The organism is Agromyces sp. NPDC029043, assembly GCF_055564615.1.
In genome coordinates this window covers 102,933-126,708 of record NZ_JBVHVX010000008.1, presented here as the reverse complement: position 1 = coordinate 126,708, position 23,776 = coordinate 102,933, and the positions used below count along the sequence as shown (strand labels likewise).

Below are 23,776 nucleotides of genomic sequence, written 5' to 3'. Positions count from 1 at the left end.
CGATGACGGAGACTCCGGTCGACCTCGCCGCTCCGTACGCCGACACCGCCGGCAGGGCCGTGCTCGAGACCATCCGCGCCTACGGCGTGACGACGATCTTCGGCATCCCGGGCACGCACAACCTCGAGCTGTACCGTCCGCTCGCCGATCTCGGCATCCGCGCGGTGACCAACCGGCACGAGCAGGGCGCCGGCTACGGCGCCGACGGCTGGGCCCAGCAGACCGGCCTGCCGGGCGTCGTCATCACGACGTCGGGGCCGGGGCTGCAGAACGCGATGAGCGCCATCGGCACCGCCTTCTGCGAATCGCGGCCGCTCATCGTGCTCTCGCCGGGCGTCGCGCTCGGCGCGGAGTTCCGCGACGTCGGCACGCTGCACGAGACGAAGGACGCCTCCGCCATGGTCGCGGCGATCGCGGAGTGGTCGCGTCGGGTGACGACGGCCGCCGAGGCCGTGGATGCGGTCCACGACGCGTTCCAGTTGTTCCGCACCGGCCGGCCGCGCCCCGTGCACATCGAGATCCCGCTCGATGTGCTGGAGTCGCCGGCCGAGGTGCCGGCGGAAGCACGGATGGCTCGTCCGGCGCCCGCGCCCGATGGTGGCGATGGCGGGCTCGTCCGGCGGGCGGTCGACCTGCTCGCCTCCGCGTCATCGCCGGTCGTCATCGCGGGTGGTGGCGCGACGCGTGCGACCGCCGAGGTCACCGCACTCGCGGAACGGCTCGGCGCGCCGGTCCTGACCACGCTCAACGGCAAGGGAACCGTCGATGAGCGCCATCCGCTCGCGCTGGGCTCGAACCTGCGGCTGGCGGCGGCTCGCGCCGTCGCCGAAGCGGCCGACGTGCTCCTCGTGCTCGGCTCGAAGCTCGGTGAAGCCGAGTTGTGGGCGCCGTCGCTCCGCGCCGGCGGTCGCGTCATCCGGGTGGACCGCTCGTCGGGGCAGCTGGACAAGAACCTCGAGGCGACCGTCGGGATCGTGGGCGACTGCGGTGCCGTGGCCGCCGAGCTGGCCGCCGCGCTGCCGGCCTCGGACCGACCTTCGCCGGATCTCGCGACGGCCCGTCAGGCGATCGCCGACGAGCTCCGCTCGACCGCACCCGACACCGTCGCGCTCGCCGAGCGGATCGCGGAGGCACTGCCCGACGACGTGATCGTCGCGGGAGACTCGTCGCAGATCATCTACCTGGCGTTGGCGAACGTGCTCGAATGCGCGCGCCCGCACTCGCTCCTCTACACCCCGACGTACGCCACGCTCGGCTACGGCCTCCCGGCCGCGATCGGCGCGCGCGTCGCGCAGGCGGAGCGGCCCGTGGTGGCCGTGCTCGGCGACGGCGCACTCATGTTCGCCGTCAACGAGCTCGTCACGGCCGTCGAGCAGCGACTGGACCTGACCATCGTCTGCGTCGACAACGGCGGATACGCCGAGATCCGGCAGAACGAGGTCGACCGCGGCATCCGCCCCATCGGAGTCGAGCTGGTGCAGCCCGACTGGGCGGCGCTCGCGGACGCCTTCGGGGCGACCGGCCGATCCATCACCGACCGTGCGGAGCTCGGCAGCGCCATCCGCTCGGCGATCGCGGACGGGGGAGTGCAACTGGTGCACATCCGCCACTAGGCAGGGCGGGCGCCGCGCACCGCGTCGAGCGGTTCGGCCCTCGCTACCGCCACCCGAGCGCCGGCGCGACGTGCGTCAGGATCGACTCGAGGACGTGCGCGTTGTAGTCGACGCCCAACTGGTTGGGCACGGTGAGCAGCAGGGTATCGGCGGCCGCGATCGCCTCGTCTTCGCGCAACTGCTCGATCAGGGCGTCGGGCTCGGCCGCGTAACTGCGGCCGAAGACGGCGCGGTAGTCGTCGATCACGCCGAATTGGTCGGACCGGTCGCCGCCGCCGACGAAGTACCGGCGGTCCATGTCGTTCACGATGGCGAAGATCGACCGGCTCACCGAGACCCGCGGCTCGCGCTCGTGCCCTGCCTCGGCCCAGGCCGCGCGGAACGCCTCGATCTGCTTGCGCTGCTGCACGTGGAACGGCTCGCCCGACTCGTCCTCTTTGAGCGTCGAGCTCATGAGGTTCATGCCCTGCTCGGCAGCCCAGACGGCGGTCGCGTCGGAGCCGGCGCCCCACCAGATGCGGTCGCGCAGGCCCGGCGACTGCGGCTGGATGCCGAGCGGCCCCGGGTGCGGGTTCGGGAACATCGGACGTGGATTCGGCTCGGCGAACCGGGCGCCGTCGATGACCTTCAGGAAGACCGTGGTGTTGTTGCGGGCGACATCGGCCATGGTCGAACCCTCGGGCGCCTCGTAGCCGAAGTAGCGGTAGCCGTCGATGACGGACTCGGGCGACCCGCGCGAGACGCCCAACTGCAGGCGGCCGCCGGCGATGAGGTCGGCGGCGCCGGCATCCTCGGCCATGTACATCGGGTTCTCGTAGCGCATGTCGATCACGCCCGTGCCGAGTTCGATGCGACTCGTCTTCGCACCCGCCGCCGCGAGGAGGGGGAACGGGCTGGCGAGCTGGTTCGCGTAGTGGTGCACGCGGAAGTAGGCGCCGTCGGCGCCGACCTCCTCGGCCGCGACCGCCAGGTCGATCGACTGCAGCAGCACGTCGGACGCCGATCGCGTCTGCGAGCCGGGCGAGTTCGACCAGTGGCCGAACGAGAGGAAACCGATGCGCTTCATACAGTGCTCCAACGCCTGGCGCAGCGGCGCATTCCGGAGCCGCGGTGCACCGTGCCCCCATGGTGCCGCGGGCGATGGCGCCGCAGCATCAATCCCGGGCGACTGGGGGGTTCAGTATGTCGGAGCCGGTCAGCGACCGTGCACCGACACCGCCCCACGCTGATAGACCGGCGGGAAGCGCGGGTCTCCCATCGACCGGTGCACGTTCTCCGGGCGGGCGAGCCCGAGGTGGTCGCGGAGCGTCTCGCCCTCGTACTCCGTCGGGAAGACGCCGAGCCGCTGCAGCTCGGGCACGACCGATCGCGTGAACGCCTCGAACTGCGACGGGTTGGTCGCCGAGAGCACGTTGAAGCCGTCGACTGCGCCCACGTCCGCCCACGCGGCGAACTCGGACGCGATCTGGTCTCCGGTGCCGACGAACGTCAGCAGGTCGATCGAGGCGGCAGCAATCAGGTGCCGCAAGGTCGCCGGCTCCTCACCCCCGGCGACCCGCCCGGTCCGGCGGGCGACGAGCTCGACCAGTTCCTGGCCGGCGGTGGTGAACCGCGACGCCAGCTGCAGGGTCACCGCATCGTCGGGGGCATGGCCGTCGAGCGGCATGCCCACGAGGCGGGCGAGCGCATCGAGGGACCGGTTCGCAGGGAATCCGGCAGGAGGACCATCCGGCCAGTCCTCGGCGACCCGCACCAGGGCGCTCAGCTCATCCGCGATGCGCTGGGCGTGCTCCGTCGTCTCGCCCACGATGGGGAGCACGGGCGCGACCACGCGCAGCGTGCGATCGTCGCGTCCGGACACGAACGCGAGCGAGCGGAGCTCCTCGCGAAGCGCCGCCGCCTGCCGCCGCTCGCGGACCGCGACCAGCGCGACGTCGGCGTTCAGCGCCGCGAAGAGGCGTGACCGCGGCGATGACCCGGAGTGGAAGACCGGGAGGTGGCCCTGCACCGGCCGGATGACGTCGAGCGGCCGGGTCGCGGTGAGATGCGCGCCATGGAAGTCGGGACCGTGGACCCTCGTCGGGTCGACGAACTCGCCCGACGCGGCATCCGCCGTGATCGCGTCGTCGTCGAGCGAGTCCCACAGCCGACGGAGGACGGTCTCGAACTCGTCGGCGCGCGCGTAGCGCGCGGCGATCACGGAGTCGGTGGCGCGGTCGCGGAAGTCGACGTGCGCCTCGGACTCGACGACGAGGTTGATTCCGGCGCGTCCGCCGGTCAGCAGGTCGGCGGCGGCCGTGTGGCGTGCGATGGCGTAGGGATCGGCGTGGTCGGTGTTCGCGGTTGCGACCAGTCCGAGCCGCTGCGTGGTGCCCGCGAGGTAGCTCACGGCACTGAGGGAGTCGACGCGCGCGACGAGGTGCGGCTCCAGGTAGCCGAGTCCCGGGAGCTCCGCGCGGCGATCGCCGAAGAACAGGTAGTCGAGCCGCGCGGCCTCCGCGAGCTGCGCGGTCCGCCGCAGGACGACGGCTTCCTCCCGCGGGTCTCGATGCGCGCCCGGATACCGCCATCCGGACGGATGCGCTCCGATCGTGCGGACCATCGCGCCGATGATGAGTCTGGTCATGCGGCCACCTCCGCGATCGACGCTAGGCGGAGGCGAGTGCCATCGCGAGGCAGCGCGTCACATGCGGGCTCCGCGTCGCCACGCGATGCAACTCGAGGTCATGCGCGGTCATCCAGGGGCACTGATCCGGCGCCTGTGTGAAGAACGGTTGCGCGCCTTACCCCGCGCGACCGGCCGCCGCGGCCGCTCGCGCGGATGCGGTCTAGCGTCGCCGCATGTCGAACGTCATCTCCATCGTCGCCGTGTCGGGAAGCCTGCACTCGCCCTCGAAGACCACCGTGCTCGCCCGTGAGATCCTCGATGGATTCGCGAGGGAACTCCGTGCGGGGAGCGGGCACAACCTCGAGATCGAGACCCATCTCATCGAACTGTCCGACATCGGACGCGAGTTCGCCGGTGCGCTCCGCCGCGACGAGCTGAGCCCCGCGGCGGAGGCGGCCGTACGCCGCATCGAGTCGGCGACGCTCCTCATCGTCGCGAGCCCCGTCTACCGCGCCTCGTTCACTGGCCTGTTCAAGCACGTGTTCGACTTCGTCGGCCAGTACTCGCTCATCGACACCCCCGTGCTCCTTGCGGCCACCGGCGGCAGCGATCGTCATGCGCTGATCATCGAGCACCAGTTCCGGCCCCTGTTCTCGTTCTTCCAGGCGATCACGCTCCCGATCGGCGTCTACGCGAGCGACAACGACTTCGTCGACTACCGGATCGAGTCGGACGGCCTCGCCGAGCGTATCGGGCAGGCCGTCTCCCGCGGCGTCCCGGTCGTACGGAGTACGGTCACCCCCGTGTCCGAGTACGTCGCGACGTGGTGACAGGGCACCTCCCAGCCGGGCCGGCGGACCGCCGAACGCCGTCGATCACCAGCCTCTCCGAGGAGGGTCGCTCGTACCCGCCCTCGGCGACGTTCGCCGCAGCCGCCAACGTCGACCGCGCGTTCGTCGATGCGGCGCACGACGACCCGCTCGCATTCTGGGCGCGCGAGGCCGAGCGCCTGCTGTGGGATGCGCCATGGCACACCCTCCGGGAGTGGCAGCCCACGGATGCCGCGGGCGCGACGATCCCGAAGGCGACTTGGTTCGCGGGCGGGCGCCTGAACGTCGCGGTGAACTGCGTGGACCGGCACGTGGCCTCGGGCCACGGCGAGCGCGTCGCGTTCCACTTCGAGGGCGAGCGGGGTGACCGCCGCTCGATCACCTACGCCGAGCTCGAGAAGGAGGTGGCCCGCGCCGCGAACGCGCTCGAGGCCCTCGGCGTCGGCGAGGGCGACCGCGTCGTCATCTACCTCCCCGTCCTCATCGAGACGATCGTGGCCACGCTCGCGGTGGCGCGGCTCGGCGCCATCCACTCGCTCGTCTTCGGCGGGTTCTCGTCCGAGGCGCTGCGGTTCCGCGTCGCCGATACGAGCGCGAAGGTGCTCGTGACGAGCGACGGACAGTTCCGCCGTGGCCAAGCGGTGCCGGTCAAGGGTGCCGCGGATGCCGCAGTCGACGGTCTCGACCACGTCGAGCACGTGCTCGTGGTGCGCCGCACGGGCGACGAGACCCCCGGCATCCCCTGGACCGCGGGTCGCGACGTGTGGTGGCATGAGGCGCTCGCCACGGCATCCGCTCACCACACGGCCGACTCGTTCGACGCCGAGACAGCGCTATTCATCATCTACACCTCGGGCACGACCGGGAAGCCCAAGGGCCTCGTGCACACGTCGGGCGGCTATCTCACGCACGTCGCGAGCACCTTCCGGAGCGTGTTCGACGCGAAGCCCGAGACCGACGTCTACTGGTGCACCGCCGACCTCGCGTGGGTGACGGCGCACAGCTACGTGCTCTACGGCCCGCTCGCCAACGGCGTGACGAGCGTGATCTACGAGGGCACGCCGACCACCCCGCACCCCGCGCGCCATCTCGAGATCATCGAGCGGTACGGCGTCACCACGTACTACACGGTGCCGACGCTCATCCGCTCGTTCATGAGCTGGTTCCCGGATGGCGCGCCCGACGGGTTCGACCTCGGCAGCATCCGCCTGCTCGGCTCGGTCGGCGAGGCGATCAATCCGGCGGCGTGGGAGTGGTTCCGAGCCGAGATCGGCGGCGGCACCGCCCCGATCGTGGATACATGGTGGCAGTCCGAGACGGGCGGCGCGATCATGGCGCCGCTGCCCGGACTCTCGACGTTGAAGCCCGGCTCGGCGCTGCGCGCGCTGCCGGGCCTGCGCACGCGGGTCGTCGACGAGCGCGGCGACGACGTGCGCCCGGGTGAGGGCGGGTACCTCGTCATCGACGGCGCCTGGCCGGGCATGGCGCGCACCGTGTGGGGCGACGCCGCGCGGTACCGCGACTCGTACTGGGCGCGATTCGCCGGGCGCGGGTACTTCTTCTCGGGCGACGGCGCGCGCGTCGACGCCGACGGCGACGTCTGGCTGCTCGGCCGGGTCGACGACGTCATCAACGTGTCGGGTCATCGCCTCTCCACCATCGAGATCGAATCCGCGCTCGTCGCCCACCCCTCGGTCGCCGAGGCCGGCGTGGTGGGCGTCTCCGACGAGCGCACGGGCGAAGCCATCGCCGCGTTCGTGATCGCGGATGCCGCGGGGCCGGCCGTCGCCGAGCGCGCCGCGGCCCTGCGCGCCCATGTGGCGGCAGCCATCGGCCCGATCGCGAAGCCCCGCGACCTCCACTTCGTCCCCGACCTGCCGAAGACCCGGTCGGGCAAGATCATGCGCCGCCTGCTCGTCGACCTCGCCGAGGGCCGCCCGCTGGGCGACACGACCTCGCTGCAGGACGCCGCGGTGCCGGAGCGCATCGCCGCCCTCCTGCGTGACTGACCGTCCCGTTCCGTCGCCGGCCGGCCCCGACCCGGGCCCGCCTGTTGCGCGACATGACGCACGTCATGTGTCGCGGCGTGTCGGGCTGGGCGTCATGGAGCGCCCGTCCGGCGGCGTCCCGGTCGCCTGACGGGACCTCCGATGACGTCGTGCGACAGCCGGTGACGGCCCGTGAATCGTCGTAACAGACCGGGTGGCGGGGGGCTCGGAGGAGTGCGTAGCGTCACCGGACATCCCCCGATCCACCGCCTGAAGGAGTACGTCCATGACCACACGACCACGAGCGCTCGCACTGCTCGCCGCCGGCGCCGCCGCGTCCCTCGGCCTCGCGGGCTGCGCGGCCGGGGCGCAGACGGCCGCGACCGGAGAACGCGTCGAGGGCGGCACGATCGTGTACGCCCACCAGCAGGAGCCGGCCTGCGTCTTCGGCGGCTGGATCGAGCAGGCGTACCTGAGCTACAACGTGCTCGACAGCCTCGTCTCGCTCGATGAGGACGGCCAGGTCGTGCCGTGGCTCGCCGAGCGCTGGAGCTCGAGTGAGGACGGCCTGACGTGGACGTTCGAGCTGAAGTCCGGCGTGAAGTTCACCGACGGCAGCGACCTGACGGCCGAGGTCGTCGCGTACAACTTCGACCACTGGGTCAACGGGGGCAACAGCACCGCCTTCGCGTGGCTCGGCGGGTACTACGAGTCGGCGACGGCCGTCGACGACCTGACCGTGCAGGTCACGCTCTCGGCGCCGTACCCGCGACTGGCCGACAACCTGACGCAGGGCTACTTCGGCATCCAGTCGCAGGAGGCGCTCGAGACGCGCACCGAGGAGGAGAACTGCGAGGCGCCCATCGGGACGGGTGCGTTCATCGTGGATCACTGGGACCGAGGCCAGGAGATCGTGCTCACGGCGAACCCGGAGTACACGTCGCCGCCCGCCAACGCCGAGCACACCGGCCGTGCGTACGTCGACGAGGTGGTCTGGAAGTTCGTCGCCGATCCGACGACTCGCGTAGCGGCGCTCAAGAGCGGGGAGGTCGACGCGATCTACGACGTTCCGGCCGTGCAGTGGCAGAGCACGGATGACGCGGGCTTCGAGCTGCACAAGTACATCACGCCCGGTCGCCCGCAGCAGCTCACCTTCAACACCGCCCAGGGACCGTTCACCGACGAGCGCGTGCGGCAGGCGTTCGCGTACTCGATCGACCGTGAGGCCATTGTCGAGACCATCGGCCGCGGCGTGATCCCCTACGAGGGCAACGGCGGCGTCAGCCAGACCACCCCGGGATGGAGCGAGAAGGCGGCGAACTGGTACTCGCTCGACCTCGACCAGGCCGACGAGCTCCTCGACGCGGCGGGCTGGTCCGAGACGGATGCCGACGGCTACCGCGTGAAGGACGGCGAGACGCTCGAGGTGGTGCTGCCGTACGGCGCCGGCTCGATCATCAACGCCGACGGCGCGTCGATCCTGCAGGGCGTGCAGGAGCAGGCCAAGCAGTCCGGCTTCAAGGTCGAGCTGATCCCCGTGCCGCAAGCGGAGCTGTTCGCGGGCGCGTACAGCCAGCCGGATGAGCGCGACATCTACCCGGGGTACTGGACGGCGGTCACGAGCGGCATCCTCTACATCAACTGGCGCCAGTCGACCGAGGAGTGGCCGAACTACTCGAACTCGTCGTTCACGAACTACCCCGAGCTCGAGGCCATCATCCTCGAGGCCAACTCCACCGCCGACGTCGACGCGCAGAACGCGCTCTACGCGAAGGCGCAGGAGTACATCGCCGAGCACGCCCTCGCCATCGGCGTGTACGACCGGCTCTCGACGCTCGCCGTGTCGCCCTCGCTGCAGGGCGTCTGGCAGGAGCACGCACAGGGAGGACCGACCTTCTATGACGCTCATTTCGTCGAGTAGCCCGGCGGCTGCCGAAGCGGTGCCGGTGATCCCGGCGCCGCCCCGGCGGGGCCTCCGCACCGCTCGCCTCATCGGCGGCAAGGCGGTCTCGGCCGCGCTGGTCCTGCTCGGGGCGGCGACCGCGGCGTTCTTCGCCCAGGCCTCCATCCCCGGCGACCGGGCCACGGTCATCCTGAACGTGCGCGCGGGCCAGGCCATCGAGCGCACGCCCGAGGAGCTCGCGCCGATCATCGCCGAGTACGGCCTGGACGACCCGTTGCTCGTGCAGTACGCGAACTACGTCGGCGGCCTGCTCCGCGGCGACCTCGGCACGTCGTACCAGCAGCACCGGCCGGTGGCCGACATCGTCGCCGACCAGCTCGGTGCGACGATCGTGCTCTCGCTCGCCGCGATCGTGCTCTCGTGGATCATCATGATCGCCTGGGTGACGCTGACCGCGGGCCGTGGCCGCCGGGTGCGCGCGGTCGGCGGGTTCGCCGACACCCTCGCCGCCGGACTGCCGCACTACTGGCTCGGCATCATCCTGCTGCTGGTCTTCGCCCTCGGGCTGGGCTGGTTCCCCGTCATCGGGGGCACCGGGCCGATCGGGCTCGTGCTGCCCGCGCTGACGCTCGCGATCCCGCTCGCCGGATTCATGGGACAGGCCACGCGGACCGAGTTCGAGCGATCGCTCGACCAGCCCTTCGTGCTGAGCGCCCGCACGCGCGGCATGGGCGACACCGGCATCCGCCTCCGCCACGTGCTCCGCCACGCGGTGCTGCCCGCGGTGACGCTTTCGGGCTGGGCGCTCGGCGCCACGCTCTCGGGTGCGGTCGTCGTCGAGGCCGTGTTCGCGCGGCCCGGCATCGGCAGCGTGCTGGTCGGCGCCGTCAACTCGCAGGACATGCCCGTCGTCCTCGGGGTGGTCATGCTGATCGCCGCGTTCTACGTGATCGCCAACCTGCTCGTCGACGTCGCCTACGTGCTCATCGACCCGCGACTGAGGAGGACCGCATGACCGCGCTCGCCGCTCCCGTGGAACCCGGCCGGACTGGCACGCGCGCCCGGCTCGCGGCCGTGCCCTGGGACCTCGTGCTCGCCGTCGCGGTCACCGCGACCTTCGCCGTCGCGGCGATCTGGCCGCAGGTGCTCGCCACCCACGGTCCGTTCGCGATCGACCTCGCCGCCGCATTGCAGCCGCCGTCGGCCGCGCACTGGTTCGGCACCGACGAGGCCGGCCGCGACCTCTACTCGCGAGTCGTGTACGGCACGCGCGAGTCGCTCGGCATCGGCATCGGCGCCGCGGCGGTGAGCCTCAGCCTCGCGGTCGTGCTCGGAACCCTTGCCGGGCTTGGCGGTCGCGCGACATCCGCCACCGTGGGCTGGCTCCTCGAGGTCGCGTTCGCGTTCCCCGCCCTGCTGCTCTCGCTCATGCTGATCGCCGTGCTCGGTCCGTCGGCGCTCACCCAGATCCTCGCGGTCGGGGTCGGCACCGCTCCCGGCTACGCGCGCATCGTCCGCGGGCAGATCCTCTCGGCCAGGGGATCGGGCTTCGTCGAGGCGGCCGTCTCGCTCGGGCATCCTCGTCGCCGCATCCTTGCACGGCACATCCTGCCGAACGCGCTGCGACCCCTCGTCGCGATCTTCGCCCTCTCCGTCGGGCAGTCGATCGTCTGGGCATCGAGCCTGTCGTTCCTCGGCCTCGGCGTCGCACCGCCGGCCCCCGAGTGGGGCGCCCTGCTCGACGCCGGCCGTTCGTACATCACCGAGGCCGGCTGGCTCACGGTGATCCCCGGCCTCGTCATCGTCGTGCTCGCGCTCGCGGCGACCACGCTCGGCCGGCACCTGCAGCTGTTCCTCGAGAAGGGAGAGAAGTCATGACGGTCATCGAGCAGGTCGCCCCGTCCGTCCACACGATCGACGAGCCGGTCGACCGACGCCCGCGCGTCTCCGTCCGCAACCTCTCGGTCGCGTTCGAGACGAGCTCCGGGCTGCGATCCGTGGTCCAGGGCGTGTCCTTCGACCTGGCTCCCGGCCGGTGCGTCGCGATCGTCGGCGAGTCCGGCTCGGGCAAGTCGGTGACGGCGCGCACGATCGTCGGCCTCACCGGCCGCGGCGCACGGGCCGAGGCCGACGTGCTGGAGCTGCATGGCCGCGACATCCGTTCGCTCTCGGCGCGCGACTGGCGCGGCGTGCGTGGCCGCGAGGTCGGCTTCATCCTGCAGGACGCGCTCGTCTCGCTCGACCCGCTCCGCCCGGTCGGTGCCGAGATCGGCGAAGCCCTGCGGCTGCACGGATGGCGCGACCGGCGCGCCCGCCGGGCGAAGGTCCTCGACCTGCTCGACGCCGTGGGCGTGCCCTCGCCCGAGTTCCGCGCGAAGCAGCGCCCGGGCCAGCTCTCCGGCGGCCTCCGGCAGCGGGCGCTGATCGCGTCCGCGCTCGCGCTCGACCCGGACGTCATCATCGCCGACGAACCGACCACGGCGCTCGACGTCACCGTGCAGGCCCAGGTGCTCGAACTCCTCGAGCAGTCGCGCCGGCGCGGGGCATCGGTCATCCTCATCAGCCACGACCTGTCGGTCGTGTCGCAGCTCGCCGACGACATCCTCGTCATGCAGGACGGCCGCGTCGTCGAGCAGGGGCCCGCCCGCATCCTGCTGCGCGAGCCGAAGGAGGCGTACACCCGGGCGCTGATCGCGGCGGTTCCGGGTGAGGAAACGCGAGGTGGCGCGCTCAGCCCCGCCGGCGCGCAGCTGCTTGCGGGGACCGCTCCGGTCGCGCTCGACCCCGACGACGTCGTGCTCGCGGCGCGCGGACTGGTGAAGCGATTCCGCACCCCGGACGGCGCCTCGACCGTCGCGGTCGACGACGTCTCGTTCGTGCTGCGACGCGGCGAGACCCTCGGCATCGTGGGGGAGTCGGGATCGGGCAAGAGCACGACCGGGCGGATCGCCCTTGCGCTCGAGTCGGCCGACGCGGGCGAGGTGACGCTCCTCGGCGAGCCGTGGTCGACGCTCCCCGAGACGCGCCGCCGTGCGCGGCGCTCGAGCATCGCCGTGGTCTCGCAGGACCCGCTGTCGAGCTTCGACCCGCGGTGGAACGTCGAGCGGATCCTCGTCGACGCGCTGCCCCGGTCGAGTCATCCGTCTGCCGCGTCGCGCCGCGCCCGGATCGCCGAGCTGCTCGACCAGGTCGGCCTGCCCCAGGCGGTGCTGCAGCGGTTCCCGCTCCGCCTCTCCGGCGGCCAGCGCCAGCGCGTGGCGATCGCCCGGGCGCTCGCGGCCGGGCCCGAGGTCATCGTGCTCGACGAGGCGGTTTCGGCCCTCGACGTGACGATCCAGGCGCAGATCCTCGACCTGCTCGTCGCGCTCCAGCGACGGCTCGGGCTCTCCTACCTCTTCATCTCGCACGACCTCGGGGTGATCAGCCACCTCAGCCATCGCGTGATCGTCATGAAGGACGGCCGCGTGGTCGAGGAGGGCACGCCCGACGACATCTTCACCCGACCCCAGCAGCCGTACACCCGGCAGCTCATCGCCTCCATCCCCGCCTTCGAACCGAGGAGCACGACATGACCACGCCCCTGCACTTCAACGCCTTCGTGATGAACACCAACTCCCACATCCACCACGGCCAGTGGCGCCGGCCGGATGCCGGGCAGGTCGAGTTCAACGACGTGCGCGTGTGGATCGACCTGGCGAAGCGGCTCGAGGAGGCCAAGTTCGACGCGCTCTTCTTCGCGGATGTCACGGGGGTCTACGGCGACGCGGACGCCGACTTCGACGTGTACATCCGCGAGGGCCTCCAGATCCCGAGCAACGACCCCATTCCGCTGGTGGCGGCGCTCGCCGTGCACACCGAGCGGATCGGGCTCGCACTGACGTCGAACGTGGCGCAGAACCATCCGTTCAACTTCGCCCGCCAGGTCTCGACGCTCGACCACATCTCGAACGGCCGCATCGCGTGGAACATCGTCACCGGCCTGCAGGACAACGGGGCCCGGAACTTCGGGTACCCGCGCCTCACCGACCACACCGAGCGCTACGCGTGGGCCGAGGAGTACGTCGACGTCGCCTACAAGCTCTGGGAGGGCTCGTGGGAGGACGACGCCCTGCTGAAGGACCGGGAGCGCGGCATCTACTCCGACCCGTCGAAGATCCACAAGATCGATCACGTCTCCGAGCGCTACTCGGTGCAGGGTCCGCACCTGCCGTCGCCGTCGCCGCAGCGCACGCCCGTGCTGTACCAGGCGGGGTCGTCGGTGTCCGGTCGCGAGTTCGCCGCCCGCAACGCCGAGGCGACGTTCATCATTGCGCCGACTCCGGCGATCGCGAAGCAGCTCATCGACGACACGCGCCGGCTGGCCGTCGAGGCCGGCCGCCGGCCCGAGGACATGAAGTTCTTCCAGGGCCTGTCGTTCGTCATCGGCGACACCGAGGAGGAGGCGCAGGCCAAGGCGGCCGAGTACGAGCAGTACGTGTCGGTCGACGGCTACCTCGCCCACTCCGCGCTCGTCGACAAGACCGGGCGCGTGTACCCGCCCGACACCCCGCTGAAGGACGTCGACACCAACACGGCCAAGGGCCTCACCGAGTGGGCGGCGAAGGCGATCACCGATCGCGAGCCCGTCATCCGCGACGTCGCCCTGCTCATCTCGCGCTCGACCCGCATCGTGGGCACGCCCGAGCAGATCGCCGACGCGCTCGAGGGGTGGCAGGCCGCCGGCGTCGACGGCATCAACGTCATCAACTGGGTCATCCCCGGCTCATTCGTCGAGTTCGCCGAGAAGGTGCTGCCCGTGCTGCGCGACCGCGGCCTCGCCCAGCGCGACTACGGGCCCGGTGCGACCCTGCGCGAGCGGTTGTTCGGGGCGCCCCGGCTCAACGACCGGCACCCCGCCGCCAGGTATCGTGGCGCCTTCGGGCCGAAGGCGACGGATGCCGCGTCCGGGCCGGACGCGGTCGACCCCGCCCTGGCGACGACGTCGCCCGCACCCGCCGAGGTCTCCGGATGAGCCGCGGTGGGGCCACCGGCTCCGCGACGAAGCCGCTCTCCGCCGCACGGAAGCGCCTCGCGCCGGCGCTCGACCGGATCGCCCAGGGCGCAGTCGATCACGAGCGGGACGGCACGCTCCCCTTCGCGGAGACGGCCGAGCTCGCCGCGGCGGGCTTCGGCGCCCTCAGGATCCCCGCCGAGCTGGGCGGCGCCGGCCTGACCTTCGTCGAGTTCTTCGACCTGCTCGTGCAACTCGCCGCCGCGGACTCGAATCAGCCGCAGGCCTGGCGCAACCACATCGCCTTCGTCGAGGACCGCCTCGCCGGCGGGACCGAGCGCGACCGCCGCTGGCTGGAGCGCATCGCCGACGGAGCGGTGATCGGGGGCGCCTGGTCGGAGGTGGGCACGACCAGCCTGCTCGACTCCTCCACACGACTCGAGCGGGTCGACGGACGGCTGCGCATCTCGGGCGAGAAGTACTACAGCACCGGCTCGATCTTCTCCGACTGGGTGAGCGTCACCGCGGTCGACGAGTCGGGAGGGTCCGTCGTGGTGGTCGTCGACTCCCGCGCCCGCGGCGTCGAGCTGCTCGACGACTGGACCGGCTTCGGCCAGCGCGCCACGGGCAGCGGGACGACGCGACTGCATGCGGTCCCCGTCGACGAGGAGCAGGTCTTCCCGTTCGGCGAGCGCTTCGCCTCGCAGGAGGCGGTCTACCAGCTGGTGCTGCTGGCCGCCCTCGCCGGGGTCGCCCGGGCTGCCAGGGACGACGTCATCACCGGCGTCCGCCAGCGCATACGCTCCTACCCCCACGGACTCGCCCCGGTGCCCCGCGCCGACGCGCAGGTGCAGGACGTAGTGGGTCGCGTGGCGTCGTTCGCGGCATCCGCGGCGGCATCCGTCACGCGCGGCGCCGCCGCACTCGACGCGGTCGTCGCGGCTCCGCCAGGCGCGCGGGACGATGCCGCGCGGCTCGCCGCCGTGGCCGTGTACGAGGCGCAGCTGGTGGTGGTCGATGCGGCGCTCGACGCGTCGACGCTGCTGTTCGACGCCCTCGGATCGTCGGGGGTCGAACGGGACGCCGCTCTCGACCGCCACTGGCGGAACGCGCGCACGCTCGCCTCGCACAACCCGCGCGTCTACAAGGCGCGCGTGCTCGGCGACTGGTACCTGAACGGCGCCGACCCCCTGCACGTGTTCGCCCCATCCGGCGAGCGCGCGAGCTCCGACCCGACGAACCGCGAGGAAGGGATCCCCGCATGACCGACCCGAAGCCGCTGATCCTCAACCTCTTCGAGATGGCGTGCATCAGCCACATCTCGCATGGGCTCTGGCCGCTGCCGGGCAACAACCGGCACCGCTTCGACGACATCGACTACTGGACCGAGCTCGCCGAGATCCTCGAGGACGGCGGCTTCGACGCGGTGTTCCTCGCCGACGTCATCGGCGCCTACGACGTGTTCCGCGATGGGCCCGAGACGGCGCTGCGCGAGGGCCTGCAGAGCCCGAACCTCGACCCACTGCTCGTAGTGCCCGCGATGGCGGCCGTCACGAAGCGGCTCGGGTTCGGGGCGACGTTCTCGACGACGTACGAGCCGCCGTTCGCCTTCGCCCGGCGCGCGTCGACCCTCGACCACCTCACCAAGGGCCGGTTCGGCTGGAACATCGTCACGAGCTACCTGCCGAACGCCGCCCGCAACTTCGGCCTGGACGGCGAGATCCCGCATGACCGGCGCTACGAGCTCGCCGACGAGTACCTCGACGTGCTCTACAAGCTGTGGGAGGGATCGTGGGATGACGACGCGGTCGTGTACGACCGTGAGCGGCGCATCGCGACCGACCCGACCAAGGTCCGATACATCGACCACGTCGGCGAGAACCATCGGGTGGCCGGGCCGCACCTCGTGCACCCGTCGCGGCAGCGCACGCCCGTGCTGTTCCAGGCCACCGGCTCGCCGGCCGGCACCGAGTTCGCCGGCCGTCACGCCGAGGTCGTGTTCACCGGCGGCCGCACCACCGACGAGTTCCGGCGCAACAAGGAGGCGATGCAGGATGCCGCGGTGCGCAACGGACGGGCGGCCGACGACGTGAAGTTCATCGCCAGCGCCGTCGTGGTCGTGGGCCGGACCGAGGAGGAGGCCGCCGACAAGTGGCGCCTCTACGAGCAGCACGCGAGCGTCGACGGCTACCTCGCCCACGCGAGCCTGCCCGTCGACCTGACGCAGGCGCCACGCGACCTCACGGTCCGCGAGGCCATCCTCCGTTCCGGGCGAACGCTCGATCGGGCAGGCATGCTGCCGCTGGAGGTCACGGTCGGTGCTCTCCTCGACGGGCTCCGCGGCGGCCGTCGGGAACGCTTCCACGTGGTCGGCACCCCGAAGGTCGTCGCGGACGAGATCGAGCGCTGGCTCGACGACGACGGCATCGACGGCATCAATCTGCGGCAGTTCCACTCGTTCGGCACCGCGCAGGACTTCTCGGAGCTCGTCGTGCCGGAACTCCGTCGGCGCGGTCGGCTGCGCGACGAACCGGCGACCTCGTTACGCGACCGGATCTTCGGGCGCGGTGACCGCCTGCCCGACACGCATCTCGGAGCCCGCTACCGCGGCGGGCGGAATCTCGAGTCACGGCTGGACCCGCTGCGCCTCGCGGAGGCGCGGCCCTCGGTGGCGTGAGGAGATCACGGGTCGCTCCCTCGTCCAGCGGCAGAGTCACGGCGACGCGGACGCGGCTCGAACCGCACTGTCGGCACGAGGCACGCTCGTGCATGCTGGTGCCATGAGCGACCGTGGACCTGCAGATGCCGGTGGGCGGCTGGTCGGGCGGGTCCGCACCGCCGACGAGTCCGCCCGGGTCACCACCTTCGAGCTGTTCTTCGACCTGGTGTACGTGTTCGCCTTCACCCAGGTCAGCCGGCTCATGGCCGAGACCCACTCGGCGTTCGGCATCCTGCAGGCGCTCATCGTGCTCGGGCTGCTCTGGTGGACGTGGTGCGCCTACAGCTGGCTCGCCAACCAGGCGCCCGCCGACCAGGGCGTCGTGCGCGTCGGCATGAGCGTGGCGATGATCTCGGTGTTCATCATCGCGCTGACGATCCCGGAGGCCTACGGCGACCTGCCCGGGGGGTGGTCGGGGCCGCTCGTCCTGGCGGTGGCGTACACGATCGTCCGCCTCGTCCACATGTCGCTGTACCTCGCCGCGGCGCGCGGCGACCGGGCGCTCGCCATGCAGGTGCTCCGCACGCAGGCGATCGCGATGGCGCCGGCAGCCTTGCTCCTGCTGCTCGGCGCGCTGGTCGGTGGCGCGGCGCAGACGTGGATCTGGCTGGCCGCGTTCCTCTGGGACGTCGTGTTCACCTACGCCAGTTCGCGCGGCGGCGGCGGATGGCGCATCTACTCGCCCGGCCACTGGAGCGAGCGGTACGGGCTCGTGGTGATCCTCGCCCTCGGCGAGTCGATCGTCGCGATCGGAGTGGGCGTGGCGCAGGAACCGATCGACGGCGACATCACGCTCGGCGCCGCCCTCGCGGTCTCGCTCTCGATCCTGCTGTGGTCGGCGTACTTCCGGCGCATCGCCCCCGCGGGCGAGCACGAGCTCCAGCGGCGAACGGATGCCGCACGTGTCGTGCTCGCGCGCGACGCCTACACGTACGCGCACTTCATCGTCGTCGCGGGCATCATCCTCGCCGCCCTCGGCGTGGAGGACGCCATGGCGCACATCACCGATCCCGAGCCGTTCGGATGGTTCGGCGCCGGCGCGCTCGGCAGCGGCCTCGCCGTGTACCTCGCGGGCACCGCCGTCTTCGCGCGAGTGGTCGCCCTGCCGTGGCAGTGGATCCGCATCGTCGCGGCGCTCCTGATCGCGGGGTCGATCCCGCTGCTCGCGATCGTCACGCCGATGCTCGCGCTCGCCATCGTGGTCGGCGTCGTCGCGATCGCGATCGCCGTCGAGGGGGCGCGTCCCGATCGGGACCGCGAGGCGAAGCCGTTCGACGCGGCCTGACGATCGGCCGAGCGACGGCGGGGGTGCCATCGGAGCGGGAATGCTGTCATCCTGAAACGGACGACACGGTTCGGGGGGACCGATGATGCAGTCGATGGAACGTGCTCGAAGTCAGTGGCTGGATGTCATCACCGACGCTCTCGGGGAATTCGGCCGGGCGTTTCCATGGGATCCCGTGTGTCGACAGCTTGGTCGGCAGCTCGATGCGCCGGTGACCGGACGATTCCAGTGGGACGCCCACGGCCGTGCCAGCGTCACCGCCTACCCGTTCCCGGACTGGTTCGACCTTCCGGATGTCGCGCGCCGCGCGCCGGCGGTCCATCCGCTGGCACAGTACTACTCGTCCCACACGACGAGTGCGCCGCTGACCACGACGCAGGTGCCGTTCGGGGGCGGGAGCGCGCAACGGGACTACGAGGACGAGCTGCGCGCCTGCCAGATCGAGCACCACGTGTGGATCCCGATCGAGCGGGGGAGCGCCGGCGTCCTCGTGGTCGGTGGGTGCCGACCCGTCGAGCCGTTCGACGAGCAGTCGTCACGCCTCGCCGGGCATGCGCAGGGGGTGATCGTCGCGCTGCATCGTCACTGGCAGGTCCTCGACGACTGGGTGTCGGGCCATCCGCTCGCGACCGGGGCCTACACGGCGGCGGACCAAGCGCACCTGACGGCGCGACAGGTCGCCGTGCTCAGCCTGGTCGCGCAGGGCATGACCTCACAGGCGATCGGATACCGGCTGCACATCTCGGCACGCACGGTCGAGCGTCACCTCGAGAACATCTACCGCCGGCTCGGGGTCTCCGATCGGGTCTCGGCAGTCCGGCTCGCGGCCTTCGCCGGCATCATCGCGTCGGGGCCATCCGACGCTCGGTGGTGACTCTGCCCACCTCCGTCGGGTGCCCCGTGCGTGGATCTACGCATGGCGAGCACGAGCTCGCCGCCCTACGCTCCGATCAGAGGGGCCGGCCTCGACGCCGGAGATGGTCATGCAACGATTCGATGCGGTACTCCGCTGGATGGGCGCAGCCGGGATCGCACTCGCGCCGTTCGGCCTCTTCGTGCTTCCGAACCTGATGCACCCGGTGACGCCCGAGACCGCGGAGGAGCAGTTCACGGCCATCGCGGAGGAAGGCGGCGCCGGCGAGTACGCCGCGCTGATGAGCCAGGTCGGCGGTGCCATCTTCCTGCTGGTCGCGGCACTCGCGATCGGGAGCTTCGTGATCGCGCGACGACGCGGGCGGACGCTCGGCGCCATCGGCCTGATCATCGGGACGGTCGCCGCGATCGCGGTGCTCCTCGTGTTGGGGTTCGAGCTCGCCATGCAGACGATCCTGGTCTCCGCGACGGACACGGACGCTGCGGTCTCCCTCGTCGTGGACCTGTCCGCGGGGCCGGCATTCGCAATCCCGCTGATGGTCGGACTGGTCGGGTTCTACCTGACGTTGCCGCTTCTCGGCCTCGCGCTGTGGCGGACCGGATTGGTTCCGATCATCGTCCCGCTGCTCTTCGTGCTGCCCCTCCTCATCAGCTTCATCCCGCTCCCGTTCGATGTTGCGATCGCCACGGGCCTGCTCCTGCTCGCACCGTGCCTCTGGATGGCCGTGCGATTGGTCTTGGGGTCCGCCGCGGAGGCCGAGCCGAGCGCGCGACTTGCTCCGGCCGGGGTGCCCGACGAGGCGTAGCCGTCCCGACCAGCGAGCGCGCTCCCGCTCGCGAGGTGCGCGTGCATGGGGCCGGGCGGCTCGACGAGGAACGACTCAGGCCGTGCCATCCGTCGCCTCATAGGACACGTCGGTGCCGAGCCGCCGGCGAAGTCGACGAATCTCGGCCTCGAGCTCGTCCACATACGCGAGCAGGTGCACCTCGGCGGAGATGGCTCGCCGTGAGAGCTCGGTGATCTCGGCAGCTCGTACGTCGGCTGCGTCGGATGCGCCGGTCAGTCGCTCCTCACCCTGCCGCTGCTGCGCCGGCGACCCCGTCGGTTTCGTCGTTCGATGCACTTCCGCTCCCCCAACGGTTCATGCTTCCAGCTGACTTCGCAATCGCGAACGCTGTGGTTGCAGCATACGGGCGGCCGCGAGACGGAGTCCAGTCTCCGTTCAACTCCGCGCCGGTGGTCACTCGCTGCACCCTCAGTCATCCGCGGATGGCGCGCGGTCGGGCGGCGCCGACGCGTCGAGTTGTGCCTGAACCGCGCGGGCGACGTTGCCGTGGATGTTGGTCGTCCCGATGCGCGGCAGCACGCCGTCTCGCTGGAGCGTGGCGCGCACGGACTTCTTCAGCCGGGCGAGCCGGAGGATGATGCCGGAGTCCTCAGCGAGCGTCACGACGTCGTTCATCTTCGCGGTGCCCTGGGAGTCGATGAAGTTGATACCGGCGCAGTCGAGGACGACGCCGGTGAGGTCGGGGGTGGAATGGATGATCTCGCGGATGCGGTCTTCGAGCGCATCGGCGGTCGCGAAGAACAGGCCTCCGTCCATCCGGATGACGACGACCCCGGGAGTCAGCCGATCCTCCGGGAACTCGCTCACGTCGCGGAAGACGTCGGTTCCGGCCTCCCGTGCGAGGGTGGGGATGCTCGGGTGCGTCGCCACGCCGATGAGCCACAGGAGCGACAGGCCGATGCCGATCATGACGCCGGCCAGCACGCCGAATGCCAGGGTCGCGACGATCGCGGCGATGGCGATCCAGAAGTCGAACGGCTGCACCCGCGCGAGGCGTCGCATCTCGGGGATGTTGATCATGCCCATCACGACGGCCTCGATGATCAGTGCGGCGAGGACCGGCTTCGGCAGGATGGAGAACAGGGGGGCCAATACCACCAGCGTGAGCAGGACGGTGGCACCCGAGGTGAGCGACGCCAGTCCGGTGCGAGCGCCGGAGTGGTCGTTGAGCGAGCTGGCCGAGAGGCTGGTCGAGACCGGCATGCCCTGGAACAGCCCGGCGCCGGTGTTCGCCATGCCCTGCGCGACCGACTCCTGGTCGATGTCGACCTGGTAGCGGTGCTTCGCCGCGAAGGTCCGCGCGTCCCCGGCAGTCTGCGAGAAGCCGATCAGCACCAACGCGACCGCGGCGATCGCCACGGTCGACGCGTTCTCCCAGATCAGGCCGAGATCGGGGATGGCGAAGGCCGGCAGCCCGCGCGGTACATCGCCGACGAGCGCCACGCCGCGATCGCCCAGATCCAAGAGCCAGGAGGCGATCAATCCGCCGACCAAGAGCACCAGTGCGCCCGGCACGCGAGGCGCGACGACCCGCACCCCGAAGACGACGACCAGCGACACGACACCGACGATGAGGGTCGCCCGGTTCGTGTCATCCAGGGTCCCGAACCACGACCACAACTCTTGGAACGAGTTGTCGCCGCCGGCCTCGGTGCCGGTGAGCTTGGGCAACTCGGAGATGACGACGTCGATGGCCGCTCCGAAGAGGAATCCGGTGACGACGGCCCGCGAGAGGAACTGCGCGATCCAGCCCATCCTGAGCAGGAAGAGGATCAGGAAGAGCACGCCGGACGCCAGCGTGATGCCCGCGACGAACGAGGCGACATCCGCCTGATCGGTGAGGCCGGAGACCAGCACCGCGCTGGCGGCCACGGCGGCCAGCGCCGAGCTCGGCCCCATCGAGATCTGGCGGCTGGTGCCGAAGATCCCGTACAGGATGGCGCCCGCCGCGGCGGCATACAGGCCGTTCTGCAGTGGCACGCCCGCGATGCCGGCGTACCCCAGGTTCTTCGGAACGATGAGCGCCGCGACCGTGACCCCGGCGATCAGGTCGCCGCGGAGCCAGCGGCGGTCGTAGGAACGGATCCACCCGAGGATCGGAACCGGGCAGGTGACCCCTCGCCGCCGGCTCATGAGAGGTGACGCGTTCTCGACATGCGGTCCTGCCCTTCCGCCCAGGTCCACGGCGCAGCAGGTGCGCAGCACGCGACGGAGCGCGCATGCGGCCGAAGCGCACGACAGTGTGACACCGGATCCGCGGCGGCGGTAGGGACTCTAGGCCCGCGCGCCTCGCCCGAGCGCCGCACTGCCGCCCGCGGGCCTACTCGACCAGCTTGCCGACCGTCGACACCTCGCGCTCCATGAGCGCCGCGATCTCGTCCGGGATCGGCGGAATGGCTTCGCGGGTCACACCCGTGCCGGGCGACCAGACGAGGTTGACCTGCAGCGCGGCATCCGTCTCGGGAAAGTCGCTGCGGTTGTGGCATCCGCGGGTCTCGCGCCGCTCGAGGGCGGCCTCGAGGGTCGCACGAGCCGCCAACGCGGCCGACTTGAGGTCGAACGCGTGGGCGAGGTCCTGGTAGCCGGCGAGGTCGGGGTGCACGCCGATGTCGCGCATGCGCTCCTCGATCGCGTCGAGCTCGGCGAGGCCCATGCGCAGGCCGGCCTCGTCGCGCACCACGCCGGCGTGCTCGGTCATGGTGTTGCGGATGGCGCGCTGCAGGGCGCGCACGTTCTCGGCACCATCCGCTGCCAGCAGGTCATCGATCTCGGTGCGCGCCGCCTGGACCGCGGCCGCCGACCGCTTCTGCGCCGCCAGCCCGGCCGAGTACGCGGCCGCGGCCTGCCCGACGATGCGCCCGAACACGAGCAGCTCGATGAGCGAGTTGCCGCCGAGCCGGTTGGCGCCGTGCAGCCCGGACGAGGCCTCGCCGATGGCGTAGAGGCCCGGCACGTCGGTGCCGTGGTCGTCGGGGCGGACCCACACGCCACCCATCGAGTAGTGCGCGGTGGGCGCGATCTCGATCGGCTGTGTCGTGATGTCGAGCATCTGCAGTTCGAGCATGGTCTGGTAGACGCGGGGGAGGCGCTGCATGATCGTCTCGCGGGGCAGGTGCGAGACATCCAGCCAGACGCCGCCATTGGGGGTGCCGCGGCCCTCCTTGATCTCGGTGTAGGCGGCCAGCGCGACGCGGTCGCGCGTCGAGAGCTCCATGCGCTCGGGATCGTACTTCGACATGAAGCGCTCGCCGAGGCCGTTGGTGAGGATGCCGCCCTCGCCGCGCGCCGCCTCGCTGATGAGGGTGCCGGCCGCGTTCTCGGGCTCGAGGATGCCCGACGGATGGAACTGCACGAGCTCGGGATCGCGCACGCGGCCGCCGGCCTCGACGGCGAGGCGCCACGAGTCGCCCGTGTTCTCGTCGCGTCGCGATGACGTGCGGCGCCAGATGCGGTTGTGGCCGCCGGCGGCGAGGATGACCGCGTCGGCGTGGATGAGGTAGCGCGTGCCGTCCTCGAGGTCGAAGCCGTAGGCGCCGAACACCGCGCCGTCGTCGTTCACGAGGATGCGCGTGACGTAGACCGTGTCGAGGATCGGCACGCCGAGCTGCGCCGCCCGATTCACGAGCGTGCGCTGGATCTCGAGGCCCGTGTAGTCGCCCGCGAACGCGGTGCGACGGTAGGTGTGGGCGCCGAAGAAGCGCTGCGAGATGCGGCCGTCGTCCTCACGGGCGAAGGGCATGCCGTAGCGCTCGAGGTCGTGGATGCCGCGCGCCGCGTTCTTCGTCACGATCTCGACGGTGTGCGGGTTGGCGAGGAGGTAGCTCTCCTTCAGCGTGTCGGCGGCGTGTTGCTGCCAGCTGTCGTCGGGATCCATGGTCGAGAGGGCCGCGTTGATGCCACCGGCCGCGAGCGACGTGTGCGCGTCGGACTTCGGCCGCTTGCCGAGGGCGAGCACGTCGACGCCCGCCTCGGCGAGTTCGATCGCGGCGCGGAGGCCGGATCCGCCCGTGCCGATCACGAGGACGGTGGTGGAGATCTTGCGTTCCGAGGTGCTCATGCGATCCACGGTAGGTTGGTGAACGGCATGCGTCCAATGCATCTTCAGTGTTAGCTTGATGC

Annotated in this window: 18 protein-coding genes; 13 read left to right on the top strand and 5 right to left on the bottom strand. The window is 71.2% G+C overall.

Going from position 1 to position 23,776, the window contains the following annotated elements:
- Positions 1 to 2: 2 nt before the first annotated feature.
- A complete protein-coding gene (locus ACZ4TW_RS12150; protein ID WP_465542980.1) occupies positions 3 to 1,613 on the top strand; it encodes a thiamine pyrophosphate-binding protein in 1,611 nt (536 codons plus the stop codon).
- Between the two features lie 43 nt (positions 1,614 to 1,656).
- Here the strand turns inward: ACZ4TW_RS12150 and ACZ4TW_RS12145 are convergent, their stop codons facing one another.
- Both ACZ4TW_RS12145 and ACZ4TW_RS12140 read right to left on the bottom strand, forming a co-directional pair.
- Positions 1,657 to 2,679, bottom strand: coding sequence for an LLM class flavin-dependent oxidoreductase (locus ACZ4TW_RS12145; RefSeq protein WP_465542979.1), 1,023 nt, complete (start codon positions 2,677 to 2,679; stop codon positions 1,657 to 1,659).
- Positions 2,680 to 2,808: 129 nt separating this feature from the next.
- Positions 2,809 to 4,239, bottom strand: coding sequence for an NtaA/DmoA family FMN-dependent monooxygenase (locus ACZ4TW_RS12140; RefSeq protein WP_465542978.1), 1,431 nt, complete (start codon positions 4,237 to 4,239; stop codon positions 2,809 to 2,811).
- 215 nt (positions 4,240 to 4,454) lie between these two features.
- Here ACZ4TW_RS12140 and msuE point away from each other — a divergent pair, with 215 nt between their 5' ends.
- The 12 genes from msuE to ACZ4TW_RS12080 all read left to right on the top strand — a co-directional run bounded on the left by msuE (position 4,455) and on the right by ACZ4TW_RS12080 (position 19,615).
- Positions 4,455 to 5,051, top strand: coding sequence for an FMN reductase (gene msuE / locus ACZ4TW_RS12135; protein WP_465542977.1), 597 nt, complete (start codon positions 4,455 to 4,457; stop codon positions 5,049 to 5,051).
- Positions 5,048 to 7,060: an acetate--CoA ligase gene (acs, locus tag ACZ4TW_RS12130; RefSeq protein WP_465542976.1), complete on the top strand. Its 2,013-nt coding sequence runs from the start codon at positions 5,048 to 5,050 to the stop codon at positions 7,058 to 7,060. The genes msuE and acs overlap by 4 nt, the downstream gene beginning before the upstream one ends.
- A 265-nt stretch (positions 7,061 to 7,325) precedes the next feature.
- Complete coding sequence (locus tag ACZ4TW_RS12125) at positions 7,326 to 8,960, top strand: ABC transporter substrate-binding protein (RefSeq protein ID WP_465542975.1); 1,635 nt, start codon at positions 7,326 to 7,328, stop codon at positions 8,958 to 8,960.
- Positions 8,938 to 9,957 carry an ABC transporter permease gene (locus ACZ4TW_RS12120; RefSeq protein WP_465542974.1) on the top strand — a complete coding sequence of 340 codons (1,020 nt, stop codon included), beginning with the start codon at positions 8,938 to 8,940 and terminating at the stop codon, positions 9,955 to 9,957. The genes ACZ4TW_RS12125 and ACZ4TW_RS12120 overlap by 23 nt, the downstream gene beginning before the upstream one ends.
- Complete coding sequence (locus tag ACZ4TW_RS12115) at positions 9,954 to 10,820, top strand: ABC transporter permease (protein WP_465542973.1); 867 nt, start codon at positions 9,954 to 9,956, stop codon at positions 10,818 to 10,820. The genes ACZ4TW_RS12120 and ACZ4TW_RS12115 overlap by 4 nt, the downstream gene beginning before the upstream one ends.
- Positions 10,817 to 12,514 carry a dipeptide ABC transporter ATP-binding protein gene (locus ACZ4TW_RS12110; RefSeq protein ID WP_465542972.1) on the top strand — a complete coding sequence of 566 codons (1,698 nt, stop codon included), beginning with the start codon at positions 10,817 to 10,819 and terminating at the stop codon, positions 12,512 to 12,514. Before ACZ4TW_RS12115 ends, ACZ4TW_RS12110 begins: the two co-directional genes overlap by 4 nt.
- On the top strand, positions 12,511 to 13,953 hold the full coding sequence (locus ACZ4TW_RS12105; RefSeq protein ID WP_465542971.1) for an NtaA/DmoA family FMN-dependent monooxygenase: 1,443 nt from the start codon (positions 12,511 to 12,513) through the stop codon (positions 13,951 to 13,953). Before ACZ4TW_RS12110 ends, ACZ4TW_RS12105 begins: the two co-directional genes overlap by 4 nt.
- Complete coding sequence (locus ACZ4TW_RS12100; RefSeq protein ID WP_465542970.1) at positions 13,950 to 15,197, top strand: acyl-CoA dehydrogenase family protein; 1,248 nt, start codon at positions 13,950 to 13,952, stop codon at positions 15,195 to 15,197. Before ACZ4TW_RS12105 ends, ACZ4TW_RS12100 begins: the two co-directional genes overlap by 4 nt.
- On the top strand, positions 15,194 to 16,609 hold the full coding sequence (locus ACZ4TW_RS12095) for an NtaA/DmoA family FMN-dependent monooxygenase (RefSeq protein ID WP_465542969.1): 1,416 nt from the start codon (positions 15,194 to 15,196) through the stop codon (positions 16,607 to 16,609). The genes ACZ4TW_RS12100 and ACZ4TW_RS12095 overlap by 4 nt, the downstream gene beginning before the upstream one ends.
- Positions 16,610 to 16,712: 103 nt before the next feature.
- A complete protein-coding gene (locus ACZ4TW_RS12090; RefSeq protein ID WP_465542968.1) occupies positions 16,713 to 17,936 on the top strand; it encodes a low temperature requirement protein A in 1,224 nt (407 codons plus the stop codon).
- A 211-nt stretch (positions 17,937 to 18,147) separates the two neighbouring features.
- Complete coding sequence (locus tag ACZ4TW_RS12085; protein WP_465542967.1) at positions 18,148 to 18,810, top strand: helix-turn-helix transcriptional regulator; 663 nt, start codon at positions 18,148 to 18,150, stop codon at positions 18,808 to 18,810.
- Positions 18,811 to 18,919: 109 nt separating this feature from the next.
- On the top strand, positions 18,920 to 19,615 hold the full coding sequence (locus tag ACZ4TW_RS12080; protein ID WP_465542966.1) for a hypothetical protein: 696 nt from the start codon (positions 18,920 to 18,922) through the stop codon (positions 19,613 to 19,615).
- 75 nt (positions 19,616 to 19,690) lie between these two features.
- Here ACZ4TW_RS12080 and ACZ4TW_RS12075 read toward each other — a convergent pair whose 3' ends face one another.
- The 3 genes from ACZ4TW_RS12075 to ACZ4TW_RS12065 form a co-directional block, all read right to left on the bottom strand.
- Positions 19,691 to 19,933 (bottom strand): hypothetical protein, encoded by a 243-nt coding sequence (locus ACZ4TW_RS12075; RefSeq protein ID WP_465542965.1) that lies wholly within the window; start codon positions 19,931 to 19,933, stop codon positions 19,691 to 19,693.
- A gap of 132 nt (positions 19,934 to 20,065) precedes the next feature.
- Positions 20,066 to 21,790 (bottom strand): SulP family inorganic anion transporter, encoded by a 1,725-nt coding sequence (locus ACZ4TW_RS12070; protein ID WP_465542964.1) that lies wholly within the window; start codon positions 21,788 to 21,790, stop codon positions 20,066 to 20,068.
- A 187-nt stretch (positions 21,791 to 21,977) separates the two neighbouring features.
- Positions 21,978 to 23,714 carry an L-aspartate oxidase gene (locus ACZ4TW_RS12065; protein ID WP_465542963.1) on the bottom strand — a complete coding sequence of 579 codons (1,737 nt, stop codon included), beginning with the start codon at positions 23,712 to 23,714 and terminating at the stop codon, positions 21,978 to 21,980.
- Positions 23,715 to 23,776: the final 62 nt, after the last annotated feature.

What these genes read in the sequence shown, in the direction of transcription:
- ACZ4TW_RS12150 (WP_465542980.1), top strand. Translation starts at nt 3, where the DNA reads ATGACGGAGACTCCGGTCGACCTCGCCGCTCCGTACGCCGACACCGCC.
- ACZ4TW_RS12145 (WP_465542979.1), bottom strand. Translation starts at nt 2,679, where the DNA reads ATGAAGCGCATCGGTTTCCTCTCGTTCGGCCACTGGTCGAACTCGCCC.
- ACZ4TW_RS12140 (WP_465542978.1), bottom strand. Translation starts at nt 4,239, where the DNA reads ATGACCAGACTCATCATCGGCGCGATGGTCCGCACGATCGGAGCGCAT.
- msuE (WP_465542977.1), top strand. Translation starts at nt 4,455, where the DNA reads ATGTCGAACGTCATCTCCATCGTCGCCGTGTCGGGAAGCCTGCACTCG.
- ACZ4TW_RS12125 (WP_465542975.1), top strand. Translation starts at nt 7,326, where the DNA reads ATGACCACACGACCACGAGCGCTCGCACTGCTCGCCGCCGGCGCCGCC.
- ACZ4TW_RS12120 (WP_465542974.1), top strand. Translation starts at nt 8,938, where the DNA reads ATGACGCTCATTTCGTCGAGTAGCCCGGCGGCTGCCGAAGCGGTGCCG.
- ACZ4TW_RS12115 (WP_465542973.1), top strand. Translation starts at nt 9,954, where the DNA reads ATGACCGCGCTCGCCGCTCCCGTGGAACCCGGCCGGACTGGCACGCGC.
- ACZ4TW_RS12110 (WP_465542972.1), top strand. Translation starts at nt 10,817, where the DNA reads ATGACGGTCATCGAGCAGGTCGCCCCGTCCGTCCACACGATCGACGAG.
- ACZ4TW_RS12105 (WP_465542971.1), top strand. Translation starts at nt 12,511, where the DNA reads ATGACCACGCCCCTGCACTTCAACGCCTTCGTGATGAACACCAACTCC.
- ACZ4TW_RS12100 (WP_465542970.1), top strand. Translation starts at nt 13,950, where the DNA reads ATGAGCCGCGGTGGGGCCACCGGCTCCGCGACGAAGCCGCTCTCCGCC.
- ACZ4TW_RS12095 (WP_465542969.1), top strand. Translation starts at nt 15,194, where the DNA reads ATGACCGACCCGAAGCCGCTGATCCTCAACCTCTTCGAGATGGCGTGC.
- ACZ4TW_RS12090 (WP_465542968.1), top strand. Translation starts at nt 16,713, where the DNA reads ATGAGCGACCGTGGACCTGCAGATGCCGGTGGGCGGCTGGTCGGGCGG.
- ACZ4TW_RS12080 (WP_465542966.1), top strand. Translation starts at nt 18,920, where the DNA reads ATGCAACGATTCGATGCGGTACTCCGCTGGATGGGCGCAGCCGGGATC.
- ACZ4TW_RS12070 (WP_465542964.1), bottom strand. Translation starts at nt 21,790, where the DNA reads ATGAGCCGGCGGCGAGGGGTCACCTGCCCGGTTCCGATCCTCGGGTGG.
- ACZ4TW_RS12065 (WP_465542963.1), bottom strand. Translation starts at nt 23,714, where the DNA reads ATGAGCACCTCGGAACGCAAGATCTCCACCACCGTCCTCGTGATCGGC.